The sequence below is a fragment of the Actinomadura sp. KC345 genome, assembly GCF_004348515.1.
In the GTDB taxonomy this organism is placed as follows: domain Bacteria; phylum Actinomycetota; class Actinomycetes; order Streptosporangiales; family Streptosporangiaceae; genus Spirillospora.
Genome location: NZ_SMKH01000078.1, coordinates 1 through 18,395 on the forward strand (window position 1 = coordinate 1; position 18,395 = coordinate 18,395).

An 18,395-nucleotide genomic window follows, 5' to 3' on the forward strand; every position below is an offset into this window, starting at 1 on the left:
GGGCCGAGGCGGACGGTGTCGATGCCGTGGGCTCTGAGGACGACGCCGTCCGTGGAGCCCGTCCAGCCGGTGACCGGCGGCGGGTCGGCGCCGAACTCGGCGCGCCAGGCCGTGCGCGCCTCGCGGACGATCGGCGCGTCGGCGGGGGTCGCGGCGGCGGGATGGATCTCGTCGGTCTCCACCTCGACCGTGCAGGTGGCGAGCGGGCCGGTCGCGCAGGCCGCTTCGACCTCGGTCCGCAACGCGGAGGCGATGGTGTCCGGCTCGGCTCCGGGGACGGTCACGACGTAGATCCCGGCCTCCAGCAGGGCCGGGAAGAGGTCGGGTTTGTCGGGGCGGCCCGCGGTGAGCGAGCCGATTCCGGCGGCCGGGCCCACCTGCGTGCCGGGAGCCGCGCTCGAAGCGACGTAGGCCGCGCGCCAGCGCTCGACGGCGTCGATGACGGGGCCCGCGTGGGCGATGACGCCGCCGGGCGGGTCGGCCGACTCGCGGGCGAGCACGGCACCGTGTCGGCCCTGCACGCGAAGGCGCAGGTAGAGGGCGCCGGATTCCTCCCACAGGAGTGTGGGCGGGCCGCCCTTGGCGACGATGGCGGCGGGCGGCCGGGGCGCGGTGGCGAGGTAGTGGTCCAGGCCGGTCGAACGGGCCGTGCCGCCGCGTCCGTGGAGCATGCTCCTGTGCGTGCCCGATCCGGCCAGGAGGAGGCTCGTGGGTATGCCGCGCGACGCGGCGGTGACGAACGCGATCAGGGCCGCGGCGGCCGGGGCCCTGGCGACGCCGAGGCCGAAGCCCTCGACCTCCGTCGGCGTGACCTTCAGGGGGCCCGGGGGATCGGCGCGGCCGGTGATGGGGCGGTCCTCGGACGGGTCGCCGCTGAGCGAGGTGTCGAGGTGCGAGTAGAGCAGCACCCCGGCCGGGTCGCCCGCCTGGAGGTTGGCGCCGCCGGTGCCGTACCTCTGGACCGTCCAGTCGATCCACGGCCACCGCGCCGTGCACCAGGAGGCCAGGCGCACGGCGGCGGCGGACTCGTGGCCGTACGGCGCCGCGACGCCGTCCAGCACCTCCAGGACGCGGACGATCTCCTCGCCCGCGTCCCGCGGCGCCGTCAGAAGCGCCCCCAGTCGTCGGAGGCCGGGCGCCACACGTCGATGTTGCGCGGGTCCGGCGGCATCCGGCGGGCGACGTGCGTCTCGTGCTCCTCGGGCGTGAACACGCGGTGCGCGTCGCACAGCTCGTAACGCGGGCCGTGCAGCGGCTCGTGCATGTAGAACGCGATGGACGTCGACGCCGAGTGGTTCACGAGGTCCGACGCGATCGGCTCGCCCTTGTAGAGGGCGCGGGCGCGGAAGCGCATGACGTGGTCGAGGCTCTTCGTCGCGAAGCACAGGTGGGCGACGAAGTGCTCCTTGTTGTTCTGCAGGGCGAGGCTGTGGTGGTAGCGGTCCTCGCAGCGCAGGAACGTCGTGGAGCCGACGATCTCGTCCGAGGGCAGGAAGCCCAGCACCTCGGTGTAGAACTTCAGCGACTCCTCGTACTCGGTCGTCGCGATGAACGGGTGGACGAGGTCGACCGGGCGCAGCTCCGTCACCGGCGGCTCGGCGTACTCCAGGAAGCCGGTGAACAGCTCCACGACCAGCCCGTTGGGGTCGCGGACGGCGAAGCCGTCCGCGCAGAGGCCCTTCTGCCGGTCCTGGAGCGCGAGGATCTCGTGGCCGGCGTCGGTGACCCGCTTGCGCAGGTCGGCCAGGGCCTCGTCGTTCTCCACGCTGTAGCCGATCGCGACGGTCTGGCCGGTCGCGTGCTGCGGGGCGCTGATCAGCTCGATCGAGTGGTGCTCGATGTCGGTCCGCAGGTAGGCGTACTCGTCGGTGTGCTGTTCGAGCTGGAGGCCCACGTGGTACTGGAGGAACTCGATCGTCCGGGCCATGTCGGGGACCTCGATACGGGCGTACTCCATCCCGTACGGGCCGCGCGGCCGTCCCGCCTTGTCCGGGGCCTCGTGGCTGGTGATGTGGTGGGCCTCGACGACCGGCCGCCAGCGCTCCCGGACGAACCGCTCGTGCGAGTCGCTGGTCACGTAGGCGAGCAGGTCGGCCTCGGAGGCGAAGCGGACCGAGAACGCGTGCGTGAACGTCGAGTCGCGGGTGCTGATGTTGGGGCCCAGCGAGAACTCCCGCATCGCCGGGTAGCGCTTGGGGAAGGTGCGCAGCTCCGCCAGGATGGACTCGACCGCCTCGGACGGCGCGTCCGGGCGGAACCGGAACATCACGGTGTGATTGATCATCAGGTTCCTCAGAGGATGAAGCTCAGCCGGCTGCCGGCGGTCAGGTGCTCGTGGGCGAGGATCGCGCGGCGCCGCCGGAAGCGGAGCGCGTCGCCGCCCGTGACGAGCAGGTGGTCGTAGCGGCCCACGTAGGCGTCGAACTCGCCGTCGCGGGCGCGGTGGATGATGAAGGACGCCCTCACCCGGAGCAGGCCGGGCTCGTCGTGCTCGCGCAGCTGAACGTTGGAGATCATGCGGTGCGTGAGCGAGGGCGGGTTCTCGGCGTGCGCCTTGCGGGACTTGAGCCGCTTGACGCGGGCGCGCAGCAGGTCCCAGTCGTCGGTGACGAACGAGCCCGACGCGAACGGCGACTCGCCCTTCCAGTCGGTCGAGGGGACCTCGAACCGGGCGCCGGGCTCGAACAGCGCGAGCCAGTCGTCGTACTGCCAGGCGTCCAGGATGTCGGCCTCGGCGTAGAGGAAGTCCTCCACGTCGGCGCGGGTGATCTCGCGCCCGCCGACGAGCGCGCGGCCGGTGGTGGGCGCGGTCATCGCACGTTCCTCCCCTCAAGGAAGCTCTCCGGGCGGGGGCCGGTGACCTCCAGGCCGCCGTCGGCGCCGAGGACGTCCACCCATCGCCGCCAGAAGCCGCGCATCGCGCCCTCGTCGATGGAGCGGCCCTGTACGCCCTTGACCTCGTCGATCATGCCGCGGGACATGTCGCTGAAGTCCGTCCCGGCGCGGGCGTCGGCGGCGGTGGCCTCGATGCCGCGCTGCACCGCCTCGTACGCCTCGATGTCGTCGGGGGTGGCCAGGCCGCCGGGGCCGACGAAGCTGACCATGGTCTTCATCCGCAGCGCGCGGGTGTCGGCGTCCTCGCCGCGCGGCGCAAGCTGCCAGGCGCGGACGTCGGTGTGGCCGGCCGAGACCGGTTCGAGCTGGCGGATCGAGAGCCCTTCGAGGTCGAACAGCAGCAGGTTCGGGAAGACGAACAGGATGTGGCTCTCGTCGGCGACGTAGCGGGCGCGTTCGGGGCCGAGCCTGCGGTCCATCTCGGCGCGGTGCGCCCCGGTGCGGGCCTTCTCGTCCTCGCCGAAGCGCGGCTCCCACAGCATGCTGATCCGGCCGCCGTGGCCGGTCAGGACGAGGAGGCCGTGGCCGTTGCCGAGGTTGTAGGCGTACTGGTCGTCGTCGGTGACGGCGAAGCCCGTCTCGCGGAGGTAGCCGACGAACGTGTTGTGCGTGGGCGCGAAGTGGTAGCCGTCCATGGCGTTCTCGACGCCGAGTTTCCAGTTGCCGCGCACGCCGTACAGCTGGGTGCCGGGCAGGACCTCCATGCCCGCGGCGTGCTGCTCGGAGATCATCGTCATGTAGTCGGCGGCGTCGCCGAGGTAGTCGAGCAGCGGCGGGACGCCGGGGTCGAACGCGACGAACACGAACCCCTCGTGGATCTCCAGCCGGGGGACGGTGCGCAGCCGCATCGAGTCGAGGAAGCCCTCACCTGCGGCTTCGTAGGCGTCCTTGCCGGGGATCGCGGCGACGTCGCCGTTGTTGCGGAACGTCCACGCGTGGTAGAAGCACTGGAAGAGCTTGCTGGAGCCCTCCCGCTCCCGGCACAGGATCGTGCCGCGGTGCGGGCAGGAGTTCAGGAACGCGCGGACGGTGCCGCCGGTGTCCCGGCAGAAGATCAGCGGCCGGCCGCCCAGCGTCCGCGTCTTGAAGTCGTTGGGCGTGGCGACCTCGGTCTCGTGCCCCAGGTACAGCCACGTACGCGCCCATATCCGGTCCCGCTCCGCCTGGAAGATCTCCTCCGAGCGGTACGCGACCCGATTCACGCGGAAAGTCAGTGCGTCCCAGTCCTCGACGACCAGCCGCCCCGGAAGACCCGTGCCATCAGGTCCGGGCATCGGGCTCCACCCCCTTCCACGCCGCTTCATCAGCAGCATCGTTCAGTAATTCGAGATACCATCTCGCATCGTGCTAAGACTTCCCCAGGCCGGTTCGCCGTGTCAAGGGGAAGGACGGCGGGATACCTGCCGGTTTGACTAGCTACGTCTCAGTTATCATGATTGCGTCTCGCACTAAGAGATGGCATGCGGTGAAACCTCCTTTACACGGAGTGTCGAACGCTTCACCCCCCGGTGTTGCGAATGACCCGCCGCAGCGGTCTCGCTCATGATGAGATGGCGTGTCATGCCGCCACGGAGCCCGCCGCCCCGTCCGAGGGCACGGGGGAACGCGGCCTGTGGCCGAGGCAGAAGCGAGGAACGGATGGCGACGAGGACCGTACGAGACACCACGGCCGAGAGCTCCTCATCGATCCAGACGGTGCAGCGCGCCGCACTGATCCTGGACTCGTTCACGGTGAGCCGGCCCCACCTGAGCCTGAACGAGATCACCGCGCGGCTCGGCGCCAGCAAGGCGACCGCCCACCGGTACACCAAGGCCCTCCGGGCCGCGAACCTGCTGCGGTACGACGACCGCACCGCCCTGTACTCGCTGGGCCCGCAGGTCCTCACGCTCGCCGCCGCCGCGCGGGCCGCGCTGCCGATCGTGACGGCCGCCGAACCGTACATGGACCGGCTCGTCCAGACCGTCGGCCAGACCGTCGTGCTGAGCATCTGGGACGGCGAGTCGCCGACCGTCGTGCGGTCGGCCGACAACACCGACCACCTGATCCGGATCAGCGTCCGCGTCGGGTCGCGGCTCGACCTGGCCACCTCCGCGCAGGGCCGGGTGTTCTGCGCGTGCCTCCCGCCCGAGCAGGTCCCGGCGCTGGCCAAGCTGCTGCGCCGCTCCCCCGGGCTGCGCGAGGAGGTCGACTGGATCCGCGACCACGGGCTCTCGGTCAACTCCCCGTCCGAGAACGGCCTGCACACGATCGCCGCGCCGGTCTTCGAGGGCGAGGCCATCATCGCCACGATGGCGATCGTGGGCACCTCCGTCGACGTCCCGCGCCAGGCCGACTCGACGATGGCGCGGGCCCTCCTGGAGATCACGAAGGAGCTGTCCCAGCGCCTCGGCAACAACGGCCACCACACCGAGGCCGGCTGACCGTCGACGTGCGGCGTGTCGTTGTCATCCGGCCTTCCAGAACAACGACACGCCGCAAGTGAACGGGTCAGGGGAGGTCGTTCAGGTACGTGAGGGATTTCGCGAAGTCCGCTCGGGGCGGGACGAAGATGTCGATGTTCACGCACGGGTCTTCCAGCGGCTCTATGTAGTGCTCGGATCCCGCCGGCACGAGCAGGAACGTGCCGGCGGTCATCTCGTGCGGGACGCCCTCGACGTAGTAGTTGCAGCGGCCCTCGGCGATGTAGACGAGCTGGTCGAAGTCCTCGTGGCTGTGCGGGTTGAGGTCCATGCCGACGTCGAGGGTGTGGTGGGCGACCATCACCTCGTCGGTGGAGTAGACGCGGCGCCGCACCCCCCGGCGCAGCTCGGTCTCCGGCATGTCCGCCCAGCCGATCACCCGGTTGTAGAGCTTGGCGTTGCGGCCCTTCTCGGTCATCCGTTGCCTCCTTCGCCGGCCGCCGCTTCCAGTCCGGCGGCGAGAATCTGCAGGTCCGACCCCGTGACCAGGTAACGCGCGCCGGCGAGGCCGTGGCCTCGCGCGGCCGTCCTGGACGGGGCCCAGCCGCCGAACGCGACCCCGTGCCGTTCGGCGGCGTTCTCGATCTCGGCGACGGCCGCGCGCAGGTCGTCACCGCCGGGGTCGGCGCCCAGGCTGACGGCCAGGTCGGTGCCGCCGACGAAGACGACGTCCAGGTCGCCGATCACCGCCTCCCAGGAGTCGCCGTCGCGCCACCAGGGCGTCTCGATCTGCCCGACGAGCAGCGGCGGGTCGTCGCGCTCCGCGGCCAGGAACGCCTTCAGGCCGCCGGACGAGCGCAGCCCGAACCCGGCGGCCCGGTTGGCCAGGCTGACCGACCGGGCTCCCTCGGGCGCGAACCGCGTCGCCCGGACGAGCGCGCGGGCCTGCGCGGCGGACGCGAGCATGGACAGCTGGAGCCCGGCCGCGCCGTTCTCCAGCAGGCGGCAGATCAGCGGCGCGTCCACCTCGGGGATCCGGACGAGCGCCGGCAGCCCGCAGCGTTCGGCGTGCCGGACGAGGCCGATCGCCTCGGCCTCGGTCAGCGTGGAGTGCTCCATGTCGACGACGGCGAAGTCGAAGCCCGCCAGGCCGCACAGCTCCACCACGTCCGGGGCGGGCAGCTTGACGAAGGTCCCGGTCACCCGGGCGCCCTCCGCCAGTGCCGCGCGCAGCGAGCGCCGGTGCGAGGTCACAGCCCGCGCCACGGCACGGTCTCGACCTCCGCCCCGCCGTGCAGGACGAGGGCGGGCGAGAGCAGGGGCGCGGTGATCGAGTTTCCGGCCGCGTCAGGCAGGACGACCGGCTCGGTCTCCTCGACCACGGTCACGTGGGCGGGGCCGCCGGCCTCCAGCCGCCCGTAGCCCTCGCCGTCCAGCCCGAGGACCCGCGCGGGCCGCACGGTGGCGCGGGCGACCGCCTCGGTCAGCGGCATGCCCAGCGCGATGAGCTTGGACATGCTGGTCAGCAGGTCGAACACCGGCCCGCGCCAGTTGCGGGCGCTGGTGTCGGAGCTGAGCACGTCGGGGTAGAAGCCCTTCGCGATCGCGGGACGCGCGACCTCGAAGCTGAGGTTGCTCTTGCCGTGCGCCGAGTCGAACAGGACGCCGCGCTCCCGGGCCGCCGTCACCGCCGGGTGCACGTTCTCGCCGTCCAGGATGCCGTGCTCCTTGCCGGTGTAGCAGTGCGCCACGATGTCGCCGGGACGCAGGTGGTCCAGGACGACCGGCAGCGGCTCGGAGGTCTCCCCGATGTGCACCATGAGCGGCAGACCGGCCTCCTCGGCGACGTCGAGGGACTTCTTCAGCAGCATCTGCCAGTTCTCGCCGACGACGTCCTCGGACAGCCGGATCTTGAAGCCGCGCACCACGTCGGGGTTCTGGGCGGCGGTCGCCAGCGCGTCGTCCGGGACGAGCGTGTCGGGGTTCATCAGCTCGCCGAAGCGGAAGTCGATGAGGCCGAGCACCGAGACGTTCAGGAAGTTGACGATCCGCATCGGGGACGGCTCGACGACCAGCTTGCGGAACGCGGGGAACGTGGAGGCCCCGGCGGTCCCGGCGTCGGCGGCGGCGACGACGCCGCGGCGCAGGTGCGCGTCGTCGGCGGAGGCGCCGACCGCGGAGACGTACTGGAAGATGTGGGTGTGGCCCTCGACCAGGCCGGGGAGCACCCACCTGCCGGTGCAGTCGACGACCTCCGCCGCCTGGGCGGCCAGGCCCTCGCCGACGGCCGCGATCTTGTCGCCGCTGATCGCGACGTCGCGCACGGCGTTGGTGCCGGACGCGGGATCGATGACCGTCCCGCCTCTGAGCACGCGGTCGTAGGCGGGCTTGCTGTCTTCGGTCATCGAGGTGCTCCCGGTTCTGTGAGGATGCAGGGGGAAGTGCGGGTCCGGTACCGCGGGTGAGGCGGCGCGAGGCGCGCGTTCACGCGTGGACCCGGGTGGTCAGGGGCAGGACGCCGTCGATCTCGACCCGGACGGTGTCGCCGGGCCGCAGGAAGTCGCCGCGGTCCTGGCCGGTCCCGGCGGGCGTGCCGGTCAGCACCACGTCGCCGGGGTGGAGCGCGGCGTACCGGGAGATCCGGGCCAGCAGCTCGGGGATCGGGAAGATCATGTCGGAGCTGGTGGAGTCCTGGCGCGGCTCGCCGCCGACCCACGAGCGGACGCCGATCGCGTCCGGCCCGGCGACCTCGTCGCGCGCCAGGAGGGAGCCGCCGAGCGGGGTGAAGCCGGCGAAGCTCTTGGCCAGCACGGGCCATCCGGTGCGCTTCATGACGTCGCGGCAGGTCATGTCGTTCGCCGCGGTGACGGCGGCGACCGCGGCCCAGGCGTCGGCCTCGCCGGCGCGGTCGAGGGTCCGGCCGATCACGACCGCGATCTCGGCCTCGTAGTCCATCTCGGCGGTCTGCTCGGCCGGGAGCCGGACGCTCGCGCCGGGCCCGCACACCGACGACGGCGCGGCCAGGTAGAGCACCGGCTCGTCCGGGACGGGACGTCCCGTGAGCTCGGCCTTCGAGTGGTAGTTCATGCCGATGCCCCACAGTGCCCGGGGGCGGGGGACGGGGGCCGGCAGGCCGGGCCCGGCTCCGTCGCCGCCGGCGCCGTCCAGCGGGACGCGCCGGACGACCTTCGCCGTGGCCAGGGCGTCCAGCGAGCCTGTCGCCTCGATCAGGGCGCCCGCGTCGGGGTAGGGCGTGTCGAGGACGGCCACGGCCCCGTCCTCGATCCGGCCGAGACCCCCCGAAGTCATTACAACATGCACGACGTCATCTTTCGATGCGAGATGGTTTCCTGTCAAGAAATGAGAGATGGTATCTCGCAATCCGACATGGCAGCCTGCGGGCAGCACGAGTCGGCCGCGCGGCGCCGGGCCGCGCGACGAGACGAGCGGCGAGCAGGGGGTGGCGAGGGTCAGGCGTTCGCCCGCGAGGCCGCGGCGAGCTGCCGCGTCACCTCGTCGCCGTCCCAGTAGTCGATGCGGCGGGCCACCAGGCCGTCCACGTCCACCCACAGGCGGAACACGCCGCGGAGCCGTACCGGCGCGTTCCCGGCCGAGACGAGCCGGAACGACATCGTGTAGGCCAGCACGGCCCGCACGTCCCGGACGACCAGGTCCTCCATGTCGTACTTCAGGCCCGCGAAGTCGGCCAGGAAGCCGTCGAGCCGGTCCCGGTACGCGGCGCGGCCGGTGACGCCCTGCCCCATCGACGCGGCGTGCTCGCTGACGAAGCCCTCGGCCACGCAGCCGGCGACGGCGTCGGCGTCGTGGCGGTTCAGCGCGGCGAGGTACCGCAGCGCCGCCGCGCGGGTCCGCTCCTCGACCCGCGCGACGGCGTCCGGTCCCATCGGCCGGAGGGGGCCGGTCAGGACCGTCCCCACTTCTCGCGGACGGTATCGAACACCTTCTGGTTGTGGGAGATCTCGATGACGTTGCCGTCCGGGTCCTTGAGCGCGCAGATGTAGCCGACCGGGTCCGGCATGTCGCGCGGCTCCCAGTGCAGGCTTCCCAGCTCGCGGGCGCGCTCGGCCAGCTCGTCCACGTCGGCGCGCTCGGGCACCTCGATACCGATGTGGGCGAACGGGTGGAGCAGCCCGAGCTGCCCGCCCTTGTCCTTGTCGAAGGACACCAGCACCAGCACGAAAGGCGTCTCCACCTGGCCCTCGTTCGACAGCCAGGCGCTCTCGCCGTCGGCGTCCTGGAACCGCTCCAGCACCACCAGCGGGGTGAGCGAGGTGTAGAAGTCGATCGACTTGTCCAGGTCGCCGCTCGGCAGCGCGACATGGGTCCAGCGCGCGGCGGTCAGTCCGCTCACGTTGTCCTCCTCTGGATCGTCCGGCCCCGGATTGCCCGGACCCGGTGGTCTATGACGGCGTCGCACTTGCAGATCACGCCGCACGTACAGATCACGCCGTACCCCGATGGAACGCCTTGCCCAGGGCCCGCGGCTCGCGGTCCTTGGCCGCGAACAGGAGCAGCACCACCAGGGCCAGCAGGTAGGGGGCGACGATCAGCAGCTGCGAGTTCAGCTGGAAGCCCAGCGCGGGCAGCGCCAGCCGCATCGCGTCGGCGAGGCCGAACAGCGCGCAGCCGAGCAGCGTGCGGCCCAGCCGCCACGCCCCGAAGATCACCGCCGCGATCACGATGAAGCCGCGGCCGGCGGTCATGTTCTGGCTGAACGAGCCGACCTCGCCCACCGCCAGGTAGGCGCCGCCGAGCCCGGACAGCAGCCCGCACCACAGCAGCGCCTGGCGGCGCCGCTTCTGCACGTCGATGCCGGTCACGTCGGCGGCCTGCGGATCCTCACCGACCGCCCGCAGCTCAAGGCCCCACCGGCTGCGCTCGACGAGCCACCACGTCAGCGGGACCACCCCGATCAGCAGGTAGACCGGCCACCGCTCGACGAACAGCACCTGCCCGACGATCGGGATGTCGCGCAGCACCGGCACGCTCACCTGCCACACCTGGTGGCCGGTGAACGACCCGGTGACGATCAGGTAGCTGGTCAGCCCCAGCACCAGCGTGTTCAGGACGAGGCCGACGACGAACGTGTTGACGGCCGCGCGGTGCGACAGGTTGCCGTGCACGAACCCGATCAGCAGGCCGACCAGCATCCCGACCGCGAGCCCGGTCGTGGCGCTGCCGGTCACCGACGCGCCCGCGATCGCGCCGAACGCCCCGCCCAGCATCATCGCCTCGACGGAGATGTTGACGGTCCCGGCGCGTTCCGCGAGGTACTCCCCGCAGGCGGCGAACGCGAGCGGCACCGTCAGCCGGGCACCGCTGGCGAGGATCGTGGAGATGTTGTCCGCGGCGCTCATGACGCGACCGCCTCCTTGGCCTTGGGGGCCGCGGCATCCGCGTCGGCCCCGGTTCCGCGGCTCTCCCGCCGGCGGCGCAGCGCCTCGGTCAGGACCGGCGGGACGACGAACGCGAGCACCAGCAGCGACTTGACCACGTCCACCAGGAAGTGCGGGACCCCGGTCGACGCCAGGAACCCGCCTCCGGAACGCAGCACACCGAACAGCAGCGCGACGGGAATGGCCATCAGCGGCCGGTTGCGGGCGACCAGCGCCACCAGCAGGCCGTCCCAGCCGATGTTGTTGGAGATGCCGCCCTGCAACCGGTTGGTGCCGACGGGGCTGGTCAGCAGCACCGCCCCGGCCACCCCGGCGAACGCGCCGGACACGGCCAGCGCCGTCCCGCTCAGCGCCCCGACCCGTACCCCGGCGTGCCGGGCGGCCCGCGGGTTGAGGCCGAGCATCGTCAGCCGGAAACCCCACCGGCTGCGCGCGATCAGCAGCGCGATCACCACGGCCGCGGCCAGCGCGAGCAGCAGGCCGCCGTTGATCTGCAGCGACGGGTACTCGCCGAACGAGCCGAGCAGCCCGTTCTCCGGCAGCGGGTTGGACTGCGGCGAGACCGTCGCCCCGCCGCGCCTGGTCTCCTGGAGCAGCCACGGCGTGTTCACCGCGTACGCGACGAGCTGCTGCGCGAGGAACGTCATCAGCAGCGTGCTCACCACGATGTTGACGCCGCGCACCCGGTGCATCAGCGAGCTGATCCCGGCCCACGCCCCGCCGGCCAGCGCCGCCGCGACCAGCGCGAGCACCAGCAGCGCCGGTCCGGGCAGGGCCAGCCGCAGCCCGATGAACGCCCCGGCCAGCGCGCCGATGAGCACCTGGCCCTCCTGGCCGAGGTTGAACACCCCGGCCCGGACGCACACGCACGTCCCGACGGCCACCAGCAGCAGCGGCGCGGCATACAGCAGCGTCGAGCTGATCGCGGACCGGCTCGCCAGGCTCCCGTCGTACAGCGCCGTTATCGCCTTGACCGGGGAACCGCCCGTCGTCGCCACCAGCACCGACGACACCGCCAGCGCGAGCGCGACGGCGACCACCGTCGCCAGGGCGACCTGCGTCCCGCCGGGCCCGGGGCTCAGCGCCGCGGCCAGCCTCCGCCCGGAACGGTCGTCCGTCATGCCGTACCTCCCGGGAGCCTCACGCGGCCACACCTCCCACGAGCATGCCGAGGCGCTCGGCGGTGGCCTCGGCCGTGGGCAGCACGCCCGCGACGCGGCCCCCGGAGATGACCGCGATCCTGGAAGAGAGCGCCATGACCTCCTCCAGCTCGGTACTGATCAGCAGGATCGCCACCCCTCCCGACGCGGCCTTGCGCAGCCGCAGGTACATGTCCTCGATGGCGCCCACGTCGAGACCGTGGGTGGGCTGGGCGGCGACGAGCACCGACGGGTCCGCCGACATCTCGCGGGCGAGCACCACGCGCTGCTGGTTGCCGCCCGACAGGCTGCGGACGGGCGCGTCCAGCGACGAGGTGATGATGTTGAACTCCACCGCCAGCCGCCGGGCCACCTCGTACGTCCTGCGCCTGTCGACCAGGAACCGGCCGCTGACGCTGTCGAGCGACTTCATCACCAGGTTGTCGGCGACGCTCATGTCGAGGACGACGCCGGAGGCGTGCCGGTCCTCGGGGACGATGCCGAGGCCGGCCTCGTGCAGCGCGCCCGGCCTGGCCGGGTCGATCCGCACGCCGCCCACCTCGATCGTCCCGGCGGAGGGCTCGACCAGGCCGGACAGCAGGTCGCCCAGCGTCGCCTGGCCGTTGCCCTCCACCCCGTACAGCCCGAGGATCTCGCCGGGCGCGACGTCGAGGCCGAAGTCGTCGAGCAGCGGGACGCCGTCCGAGCGGACGGTGATGCCCGACAGGCGCAGCGCGGGCTCGACGCCGGTTTCCGGCTCCTCCTGCGGCTCGCCGTCCTGCCTTTTGTCCGCACGCCGTTCGACCGGGAGCATGCCCAGGGCCGCGGCCTCGGCGCGCAGCGAGACGTCCCGGCCGACCATCTGCCGGGCCAGCTCCTGCGCGCTGGTCTCCGCCGTCACGCTGTGGAACGCGACGCGACCCCGGCGCAGCACGGTCACCCGGTCGGTGGCCGCGGTGATCTCCGCCAGCTTGTGGCTGATCAGGACCACCGCGCGGTTCTCACCGGCGACGACCTCGCGCAGCACGCCGAACAGCTCCGCCGACTCGGCCTGGGTGAGCACCGAGGTGGGCTCGTCCAGGACGAGGACGGACGGGTCGCGGCGCAGGCACTTGATCAGCTCCACCCGCTGCCGCTCCCCGGCCGACAGGCGCGAGACCGGGGCGAGGGGGTCGATCGGCAGCCCGTAGCGTCCGCCGACCTCCTCGACCTGCGCGCACGCCTTCGCCCGGTCGACCCGGCCGGTGTCACCGAGCGTGATGTTCTCCCAGACGGTGAGCGGCTCGACGAGGCTGAAGTGCTGGTGCACCATGCCGATGCCGAGCGCGATCGCCTCCTGCGGCCCCGCGACCTCGACCGCGCGGCCGTCGTGATGGATCGTCCCCGCGTCCCGCCGGACGAGCCCGAGCAGGATCTTCATCAGCGTGGACTTGCCCGCGCCGTTCTCGCCCAGCAGGCCGTGGATCTCGCCGCGGTGGACGGTCAGGTCCACCGCGTCGCAGGCCACGACCTGCCCGTAGGTCTTGCCGATCCCGCGCAGCGCCAGCGCGGGAGCGCGGTCCCCGTCACGATCGGTCATGTCATCCAATCCTCCGAAGGATGCCCCGGCCTTGAGGCCGGCGGTCTTGTTGAAGTTCGCCGACACTCAGCCCACATTCCGCGTACAGGTGCGCTTACGATCTGTAATGATTCCGCCATGCGGGCGGCATACAAGTGCCGGGCCTACCCCGACCCCGAGCAGGCGGCCATCTTCGGCCGCACGTTCGGTTGCGTGCGTCTGGTCTGGAACAAGACACTCGCCGAGCGCCGCCGGGCCTACCACGCCGACGGCACACGCACGTCCTACAAGCAGACCGACGCCGCGCTGACCCTGTGGAAGAAGAGCGAAGACCTGGCGTTCCTGAACGAGGTGTCCTGCGTGCCGTTGCAGCAGGCGCTGCGGCACCAGCACGCCGCGTTCGCGAATTTCTTCGCCGGTCGTGCCCGCTACCCGCGGTTCAAGAACCGCAACTCCCGACAGTCCGCGCACTACACCCGCTCGGCCTTTCGCATCCGCAACGGGCAACTGCAGATCGCCAAGACCACCAGGCCTTTGGCGTTCGTGTGGTCGTTCGACGATGTGGACCTGGCCACGCTGAACCCGACCATGGTCGTGATCTCCAGAGACCCGGACGGCCGCTGGTACACGACCTTCGCCGTCGACACCGACACCCCCAAGCCGCTGCCGGCGGCCGGGCACCAGATCGGCATCGACCTGGGGGTGAAGGACTTCATGGTCACCTCCGACGGGGACCACCTCGCCAATCCCCGGCATCTGGAGCGCAAGGCGGCGAACCTGGCCCGGTACCAGCGGCGGATGGCCCGCAAGCCCGGCTCGGCCAACCGGCGCAAGGCCAAGGCCAAGGTCGCTCGCTCCCATCGGAAGGTCCGCAACGCCCGCCGAGACTTCCTGCACCGCACAAGCACCGGTCTCGTCCGCCAAGCAGACACGATCGTGATCGAAGACCTCGCGGTCGCCGGCATGGTGCGCAACCGCAAACTCGCTCGCGCCGTGGCCGATTGCGGGTGGGGTGAGTTCCGGCGTCAACTGGAGTACAAGGCCGACCGTGCCGGACGAACCCTGATCGTCGTCGATCGGTGGTACCCCTCGTCCAAGACCTGCTCGCATTGCGGCCACCTGCTGACCGAACTGAGCCTTTCCACCCGGGCATGGTCGTGTCCGGGCTGCCGCACCCGGCACGACCGGGACGTCAACGCGGCCAAGAACATCCTTGCGGCTGGTCGAGCCGTAGCCGGGGCATGCCCCGGCGAGGTCTGTGGAGCTGATGTCAGACGGCAAGGGCCCTCCCTTCCGCAGTCGGCTGCGAAGCAGAAACACTTACGGCGCGAGCCGTAGGACTCCCCTCCCGAGAGGGAGGGGAGGGAAGTCAATTACCGAGCCTCTCCACTTCCGCGGAGGCGTCGATCTTCCCGCTCGCGATGTCCTTCATGAACTGGTCGATCTTCTGCTTGGCCTCGGGGTTCTCCTTGCACAGCTTGACCGTGGGGAACGGGTCCTTGCCGATCGTCCAGACCTTCTGGACGCCCATTTCGAGCTTGCCGGCGTCGAACAGCTTCAGCGCCTCGGTGAAGTAGTCGCCGGGGCTGAACATCACCGAGAGGTCGAACTTCGGGTCGGTGGAGGCGCACCGGTCGGTGCCCGGGGTCAGCGTGATGAGGTTCTTGGTGTTGGCCAGCTTCGCGGCCGCGTCGGTGGAGCCGCCGAGGTACGGGTAGACGACGCCGACGCCCTGGTCGATCTGGGCCTGCACCGCCTCCTTGGCCTTGGCCGCGTCGTCCTGGTCGCCGGCGTAGGTGGTGTTGACGGTCGCGTCCGGGATCACCTTGCGGATGCCCGCCTTGAACGCCTTGGAGGCGTTGATGTTGAAGTCGACCTCCATGCCGCCCACGAAGGCCGCCTTCTTGACGCCCTTCGCCTGCATCAGCACACCGGTCGCGTACCCGGCGGACAGGATGCTCTGCGCGGGGTCGTCGGTGGACAGCATGACCTTGGGGGTCTGCTGGACGTTGCCCGAGCTCGGGACGTACCAGGCGGTCTTCTCGCACACCGCCTCCTCCGAGGCGGGGATCGCGTCCTTCAGCTCGGAGGCGCCGAGCGCGACCATGTCGACCTTCTGCTGGCACAGCGCGCGGGCCGCGCTCAGCGCCTCGGTCTCCGGGACGCTGCCGCGCTTGATGACCTCCCAGCCCTTCTGCTTGGCGAACGTCTCGGCACCGGTGACGAAGCTCTGGTAGTAGCCGTTGTCGTTGATGTCGCCGGGGCTGAGCACGCCGATGACGACCTTGCCGTCGCCGTTGACGTCGGGCTCGCCGGGCAGGATGCCGCCGCCCGACCCGCCCGCGGAGTTCTGGTTGGCGGTCGCGTCCTGGTCGGCGCAGCCGGCCAGGGCGAGCAGGGTGGCGCACGCGACGGCCGCGCCCGCGATCCGTACCGCTTTACGGTTCTTCACCTCAGGGGTCCTTTCGATCGGACGGTGAGACGAGCAGGGGTCGGGAGCTCGATGTGCCGGCGGACGCGGGGACCACCGGCCAGCGGCGGAGGATCTCCAGGCCGGCCGCGCGCAGCAGCGCGGCCGCTCTCGACTCCGCCTCCCGGCGCAGGTCCGCGAGGTCGAGGGTCGTGATCCGGCGGTCGCGGACGACCGCCTTCCCGGCGACCAGGACATCGCGGACCGTGTGGCCGGGCTCACCCCACACCAGGTGCTTGGCCAGGTCGCCCAGCGGCGTCCAGGCCGGGTCGTGCGTGTCGAGGACGACGAGGTCGGCGGCCTTGCCGACCTCGATCGACCCGACCAGGCCGCCGAGGCCGATCGCCTCGGCACCGGAGCACGTGGCCAGCGCGAACGCCTCGTCCGCGCGCAGCGGCCAGGTGCCCCGGTCGTTCTCCAGGCCGGCCAGCAGCCCGGCCGCGCGCAGCACGTCGGGAGCGTCGCCGGCGTTGTGGGAGTCGCAGCCGAGCGCGACGCGTCCGCCGCGCCGGACCAGCTCGCCGTGCCGCCCGGCCCGCGTGTAGCCCTGGCCGAGGCGCAGGTACGCACCCGGGCAGGACGCCACCGCCGTGCGGGTCGCGAGGACGGCCTCGACCTCCTCGTCGTCGAGCCAGACGGCGTGGCCCAGGAGCAGCCGGGGGCCCAGCACGCCCAGGTCGCGCAGGTGGACCAGCGGCCGGACGCCGGTGCGGCTCAGGTACGACTCGGCGTCACCGGGTCCCGGCGACATGTGCAGGGTCATGGTGGTGCCGAGGCGCTCGGCGAGCTCGGCCGCGCCGGTGAACAGCTCGTCGCTGACGAGGTCGTGGCCGACCAGCGTGATCCAGCCGGTCACGAGACCCTCGGCCGGGAGGCTCCGGACGATCTCCTCCTGCCGGGCCACGGCGTCGGCGGCGGGCAGCGCGTGCGGGACGCCCGGGGCGTCCCAGCCCCAGCCGCCGACCCGTCCCCGGATCCCGGCCGCGGCCAGCCCGGCGGCGACCCGCTCGGGATGCGCCACGGTGCCCGCCTCCAGGACGGTCGTGACCCCGCGCGTCAGCGACTCGGCGGCGGTCAGGGCCGCCGACAGCTCGTCGTCGTCCCCGGAGACCCGCCCGTGCAGCGGCACGGCCCAGCCGAAGATCGCCTCCTGGGCGTCGATGTCGTCGGGGATCGCGCTGCGGACCAGCGGGTCCACGGTGCAGTGCTGGTGGGCGTTGACCAGGCCGGGAACGACGACGCAGCCGGTCGCGTCCAGTTCGGCGGCGCCGGGGTGGCTCTCGCGGAGCGGCCGGTAGGGGCCGATCGCGGCGATCCGCCCGTCCACGACCGCGATCGTGGCGCCGGTGACGACCTCGCGTCCGGGCGCCATCGTCACCACCGTCCCGCCGGTGACCAATAGGGAGCCGGTCATGGGCGGACCAGGACCTTGCCGATGGCCGTGCGCGACTCGACGGCGGCGAACGCGGCGGGCAGCTCGTCCAGCCCGTACTCGGCCATCCGGACGGCCCGCAGGCCGCCGCCGAAGTAGGCGCTCAGCATCGCGCCGAAGTCGGCCTCGGTGTAGGCGCCCGAGCCCAGCAGCCGCAGCCCGCGGTGGTAGACGCCGGCCAGGGAGATCGTGACCTCGTCGCCGGTGGTGTTGCCGAACGTCACCAGCCGCCCGCCCGTGCGGAGGCTGTCCAGTGAGGTCTGCCAGGTCGCCGCGCCCACGTGGTCGAGCGCGAGGTCCGCGCCCTCGCCGCCGGTGAAGCGGCGCACCGCGGCGACGACGCCCGCGTCGTTGTGCAGTTGCAGGTCGGCGCCGAGGTCCGCGGCGAGGGCGAGCTTCGCGTCGCTGCCCGCGACCGCGACGACCCGGGCCCCGGCGCGCTTGGCGAGCTGGACGGCGGCGATGCTGACCCCGCTGGCGGCGGCCTGCACCAGCACGGTCTCGCCGGCGGCGACCTCGCCGACCGTGAGGGTGGCGTGCCAGGCGGTGCTCCACGCGGACGGCAGCGCGGCGGCCTCGTCGAGCTCCACGTGCGCGGGAACGGGGTGGACGAGCCGCTCGGGCACGGCGACGTACTCGGCGAACCCGCCGGCGACGTTCCCGCCGACGACGCGGACGGAGGCGCAGTGGCCGGGGTCCCCGGCCCCGCAGCGCCGGCACGAACCGCAGCCGAGCGTCGGGTCGATCACCACGCGGTCGCCGGGGGCGTGCCCGGCCACCTCGTCGCCGACGGCCTCGACGTGCCCGGCCACGTCCATGCCGGCGATGTGCGGGAGGCGGAAGCCGGGCAGGACGGCGGGGCCGCGGCGCTGGAGGACGTCGAGCCGGTTCAGCGCGCAGGCCCGGACCCGGACCAGCACGTCGCGAGGACCGGGAACCGGGTCGGCGACGCGCCGCAGCGACACCACCTCCGGACCTCCGAAGCCCGTCTGAACCAGCGCCCTCACCTGGACCTCCGCCCGGTTGCACTCTCGAATTCATCTCGCATTGTGAGGCATCGACTCGCAATGTGAGGCACACTCTG

18 protein-coding genes are annotated in these 18,395 nt (G+C 72.1%); 2 read left to right on the forward strand and 16 right to left on the reverse strand.

The genetic code is table 11. The features are described 5' to 3' along the window. The 4 genes from E1281_RS15470 to E1281_RS15485 all read right to left on the reverse strand — a co-directional run. Positions 1–1,142, reverse strand: a 1,142-nt coding sequence (locus tag E1281_RS15470; RefSeq protein WP_131878695.1) for a hypothetical protein, incomplete at its 3' end; no start/stop codon positions are given. Beyond that, the gene (locus E1281_RS15475) at positions 1,106–2,284 is read right to left on the reverse strand and encodes a Dabb family protein (RefSeq protein ID WP_131878697.1); all 1,179 of its coding nucleotides are present in this window, start codon (positions 2,282–2,284) and stop codon (positions 1,106–1,108) included. The genes E1281_RS15475 and E1281_RS15470, both read right to left, overlap by 37 nt. A gap of 8 nt (positions 2,285–2,292) precedes the next feature. Beyond that, positions 2,293–2,814, reverse strand: coding sequence for an aromatic-ring-hydroxylating dioxygenase subunit beta (locus E1281_RS15480; protein WP_131878699.1), 522 nt, complete (start codon positions 2,812–2,814; stop codon positions 2,293–2,295). Continuing rightward, entirely contained in the window at positions 2,811–4,169 is a 1,359-nt protein-coding gene (locus E1281_RS15485) for an aromatic ring-hydroxylating dioxygenase subunit alpha (protein WP_165958945.1), read from the reverse strand. Before E1281_RS15485 ends, E1281_RS15480 begins: the two co-directional genes overlap by 4 nt. 364 nt (positions 4,170–4,533) lie before the next feature. On the opposite strand from E1281_RS15485, the gene E1281_RS15490 reads away from it, so the two are divergent. After that, the gene (locus tag E1281_RS15490; RefSeq protein ID WP_165958946.1) at positions 4,534–5,316 is read left to right on the forward strand and encodes an IclR family transcriptional regulator; all 783 of its coding nucleotides are present in this window, start codon (positions 4,534–4,536) and stop codon (positions 5,314–5,316) included. Positions 5,317–5,383: 67 nt separating this feature from the next. Here E1281_RS15490 and E1281_RS15495 read toward each other — a convergent pair whose 3' ends face one another. The 9 genes from E1281_RS15495 to E1281_RS15535 all read right to left on the reverse strand — a co-directional run bounded on the left by E1281_RS15495 (position 5,384) and on the right by E1281_RS15535 (position 13,430). Next, positions 5,384–5,773 carry a cupin domain-containing protein gene (locus E1281_RS15495; protein WP_131878705.1) on the reverse strand — a complete coding sequence of 130 codons (390 nt, stop codon included), beginning with the start codon at positions 5,771–5,773 and terminating at the stop codon, positions 5,384–5,386. Beyond that, a complete protein-coding gene (locus tag E1281_RS15500) occupies positions 5,770–6,561 on the reverse strand; it encodes an aldolase/citrate lyase family protein (protein ID WP_131878707.1) in 792 nt (263 codons plus the stop codon). The genes E1281_RS15495 and E1281_RS15500 overlap by 4 nt, the downstream gene beginning before the upstream one ends. After that, a complete protein-coding gene (locus tag E1281_RS15505; protein WP_131878709.1) occupies positions 6,546–7,700 on the reverse strand; it encodes an amidohydrolase/deacetylase family metallohydrolase in 1,155 nt (384 codons plus the stop codon). Before E1281_RS15505 ends, E1281_RS15500 begins: the two co-directional genes overlap by 16 nt. 79 nt (positions 7,701–7,779) lie before the next feature. Next, complete coding sequence (locus tag E1281_RS15510) at positions 7,780–8,604, reverse strand: fumarylacetoacetate hydrolase family protein (protein ID WP_131878711.1); 825 nt, start codon at positions 8,602–8,604, stop codon at positions 7,780–7,782. Positions 8,605–8,765: 161 nt separating this feature from the next. Then, on the reverse strand, positions 8,766–9,233 hold the full coding sequence (locus E1281_RS15515) for a nuclear transport factor 2 family protein (protein WP_243716986.1): 468 nt from the start codon (positions 9,231–9,233) through the stop codon (positions 8,766–8,768). After that, entirely contained in the window at positions 9,218–9,667 is a 450-nt protein-coding gene (locus E1281_RS15520; protein WP_131878713.1) for a VOC family protein, read from the reverse strand. The genes E1281_RS15515 and E1281_RS15520 overlap by 16 nt, the downstream gene beginning before the upstream one ends. 91 nt (positions 9,668–9,758) lie before the next feature. Beyond that, complete coding sequence (locus E1281_RS15525) at positions 9,759–10,673, reverse strand: ABC transporter permease (RefSeq protein WP_131878715.1); 915 nt, start codon at positions 10,671–10,673, stop codon at positions 9,759–9,761. Continuing rightward, positions 10,670–11,833 carry an ABC transporter permease gene (locus tag E1281_RS15530; RefSeq protein WP_131878717.1) on the reverse strand — a complete coding sequence of 388 codons (1,164 nt, stop codon included), beginning with the start codon at positions 11,831–11,833 and terminating at the stop codon, positions 10,670–10,672. Before E1281_RS15530 ends, E1281_RS15525 begins: the two co-directional genes overlap by 4 nt. Before the next feature lie 19 nt (positions 11,834–11,852). Continuing rightward, positions 11,853–13,430, reverse strand: coding sequence for an ABC transporter ATP-binding protein (locus E1281_RS15535; RefSeq protein WP_131878719.1), 1,578 nt, complete (start codon positions 13,428–13,430; stop codon positions 11,853–11,855). Positions 13,431–13,547: 117 nt separating this feature from the next. Here E1281_RS15535 and E1281_RS15540 point away from each other — a divergent pair, with 117 nt between their 5' ends. Continuing rightward, positions 13,548–14,747, forward strand: coding sequence for an RNA-guided endonuclease TnpB family protein (locus tag E1281_RS15540; protein WP_131878720.1), 1,200 nt, complete (start codon positions 13,548–13,550; stop codon positions 14,745–14,747). Positions 14,748–14,778: 31 nt separating this feature from the next. On the opposite strand, the gene E1281_RS15545 is transcribed toward E1281_RS15540, so the two are convergent. The 3 genes from E1281_RS15545 to E1281_RS15555 are packed head-to-tail and all read right to left on the reverse strand — an operon-like array spanning position 14,779 to position 18,318. Further along, the gene (locus E1281_RS15545) at positions 14,779–15,861 is read right to left on the reverse strand and encodes a BMP family ABC transporter substrate-binding protein (protein ID WP_207943298.1); all 1,083 of its coding nucleotides are present in this window, start codon (positions 15,859–15,861) and stop codon (positions 14,779–14,781) included. Position 15,862: 1 nt separating this feature from the next. Beyond that, positions 15,863–17,293, reverse strand: coding sequence for an amidohydrolase family protein (locus E1281_RS15550; RefSeq protein WP_131878722.1), 1,431 nt, complete (start codon positions 17,291–17,293; stop codon positions 15,863–15,865). Then, a complete protein-coding gene (locus E1281_RS15555) occupies positions 17,290–18,318 on the reverse strand; it encodes a zinc-binding dehydrogenase (protein WP_131878724.1) in 1,029 nt (342 codons plus the stop codon). The genes E1281_RS15550 and E1281_RS15555 overlap by 4 nt, the downstream gene beginning before the upstream one ends. Positions 18,319–18,395 lie beyond the last annotated feature (77 nt).